Annotated in this window: 1 protein-coding gene; it reads left to right on the top strand. The window is 44.4% G+C overall.

Features of this window, described 5'->3' with window-relative positions; all coding sequences use genetic code 11:
• Positions 1-191: 191 nt before the first annotated feature.
• The coding region (locus Q0191_RS00015; RefSeq protein WP_297662652.1) for an AAA family ATPase at positions 192-2990 on the top strand (2799 nt) is incomplete at its 3' end.

The following is a 2990-nucleotide window of genomic DNA, read 5'->3' as shown; positions in this document are numbered from 1 at the left end:
TACCCCATCCGTTCAATCTTTTTAAGATGAATGAAGAAACCACTAATCAGATTCAGTTGCTGTTTAGTGGTTTTTGTTTATAGGTTTTGATCATTTAGAAGCTGATAAATGATAGAGTCGTTCTTTTCTTGCTTGCTAAAATGTCTTATTTTGTTTATATTAGTTTTATAAGCTTTCTTGGAGGCGTTTACATGACCGAAGATCGTTTGAAGTTGAAATTGTTGGGAAGTCCGAGTGTCTTTCTCAATCAAGAGGAAGTCTTTTTTCCTTTTGCCAAAATCAATGCTCTGCTCTATTATCTCCATATCAATGGAACAGTCAATCGGGAGGAGATTGCGGGAATCCTCTGGGAAAATAAGGACAATCAGACTGCCAAAAAGAATCTGCGGAATACCATTTATCAGGCTAACAAGCTATTGGGAGGAGAATGGATTGTCGCTCCCAACCGGACCGTGCTGTCGCTTAATCCCGAGTGTGCGATTGAAAGTGATGTAGAACTTTTCACGGACCATCCAGCAGAGCATCTGTCGCTCTATCAGGGTGATTTTCTGCAGGGCTTCTATCTCAAGGACAGTGAAGCCTATGACTATTGGGTGTCCAGGATGCGGACGCGATATGAGCAGCTCTATATCCAGGCTTGCTACCAAAAGTTGGAAAAAGATCCGTCGAATTTGGAAGAATCAGAGCGTAATCTGCGCCGTATGATCAGTATTGATGAGTTTGATGAAAAGAATTATCATCTGCTGATGAAGCTCTATCAGGAGAATGATCGACCTGGTAAGGTAATTGAGACTTATTATAAATTGGTCAATCTCTTGGACAAGGAATTGGGCATTAGTCCGAATGAAGCAATCCAACAGCTGTACCATGAAGTGATGGCCAAGGATCGCAGTGAGCGTAAGATCAAGCAATTTTTACGTAATACGGACCACTTTTTTGGCCGAGTGGATGAAATCAAGCGTTTGGAATCTTATTTTTCTAAGATTTTAGAGAGGCAAGAACCTCGTGCGCTGCTCTTAGTCGGTGGTACTGGTATCGGTAAACGGACAGTAACCCGACAAGTACTGGCTAATCAGACCAAGTATTTCCAGATTGTTATGGCAGAGTGCTTCAAGGAAGAAATGACGGTCGGATTGCAGCCTTGGCGCAGTCTGCTAGATGGCTTGGGTGACCTAGTTATTCAGCATCAGATCCTTTCGACTAGCCAGTGGCAGGTTATTTTGGATAGTTATTTTCCGATGATGGCAAGTGAAGCTTCGGGTCTTGAGCTGAATACGGATCATCTGGCTCGGTTTGTATTGGATATTTTGCAAAAGATTTCTAAGAAAAAGGCTTTGGTGATCTTGGTTGAGGACTGTCACTGGATGGATGAGGCAAGTGTGGCTGTTTTAGAGCAGGTTATGAACCATTTGAGGGATTATCCAGTAGCCTTTGTGTTGACCAAGCATCTGAGTACGCCACCCTATCTTGGCCGCTTTTTCAATCGCTTATTGCTTCGTAACCAGCTAGACTGCATTGAACTGCAGCCGCTGGATTTTAAGTCTAGTGTGGCGTATTTGCAGGCCCAGACGGGACAGTTAGTCATATCTGAAGAACGGCTTGAGGCTATTTATCGGGTCAGTCAGGGCATTCCTTTCTTTCTGTCGGAGTATGCGGAGCAGCTTTTGCGAGGTGAAAAATTCCAGCCATTAACCTCAGTTATTAAAGCAAAACTATCTCTGAAATTAGGCTATTTGAGCAGCCAGGAGGAGGAATTGGTTGACTATCTGGCTTGCTTTAGTTCCCCTGCTTCGGTAGCGCTCTTAGCTAAGTTGCTAGGCCTATCTGTGGAAGAAGTGGTCGAAATTGCGGAAGGATTTGGGCAAAAACAGCTTTTAATAGAAGAGGAGCAGGAGGAATTGGTTTTACGATTCAGCCAGGAGCTTTTGCGGATTTATGCTTATGAGCGCTTGCCGCTTGCCAAGAAGCGAATGCTACATCACCAGATTGCCCAAGGCATGGAAGACCAGATGGGAGCCTCTCTTTATCATGCTCAGATGCTCAATGAAATTGCCTATCACTACAAGATGTCCAAACAGCCGATTAAGTCTTTGGAGTATGAGTTGCATTATCTTGAGGCCACCTTGCAGTTTCATCATGAGCTCTTTCCGATTTATTCGCGGGAGTTTGGCTTTATCGAAAAGACGGATGACAGCAATCAGTCCGCAATTTTGGACCAATTTGATCGTATCCGTCGGGAAATAGAAGGATTAGAGAGAAAACACCAGAATCACAAAGATTTTCAGCTATTGGTTCTCCGCTTTCTCTATCTGGAAGGGCGTTATGCTATCCGGACGGGGAATTACCAGCAGGGAATGGACAACATCCAGCAGGTGATTGCTTCTGCTAAAGAGCTGCAGCAGATGGATTTTCTCCTAGAAGGCTATCGGCAGATGATTTACTACTGCATTCAGACGGAAAATATCCCTGAGATGCGCTACTATACGGAGTTGGCTCTGGATGCTTCAGTTCAGGCCAATAATCACGAAGCTATTGCAATGAATCTTCGACTTAAGGGGCTTTATCATCTCATGATTGGAGATGAGGAGCAGTCGCTCCGTCATCTCTACCAGTCTATCGATTGCTTTAGTTTGACGGCTTCGTTGCGCTCAAAGTATTCGATTCAGATTGCGGCAGCTCTAGATTATCTAGCAGAGATTGAGCAGATTCGTGGGAATTTCACAACAGCGCTGGCTCATCAGAAAGAGGCGATTGAGCTGACGGAAAATAAAACAGCAGAGCCTTCGATTTTTGCTTTCTACATAGGATTGGGTCTGACTTATTATCAGCTAAAGGATTATGAACAGGCAGAGCGGATCTTGCTGAAAGCGAAAGTAGCCCTAAAGTCGCTCAGCTTTCCTTGGAAGGAGACCCAGCTGGAAGTTTATTTGGCCTTGATTGGCTGCGAGAAGGGGGATTACCAGCCGGTGCTTGATCTGCTGCGGAAAAAG

This window comes from uncultured Streptococcus sp. (genome assembly GCF_938036805.1).
GTDB lineage: Bacteria > Bacillota > Bacilli > Lactobacillales > Streptococcaceae > Streptococcus.
This window is presented reverse-complemented; position numbering and strand designations above follow the sequence as displayed.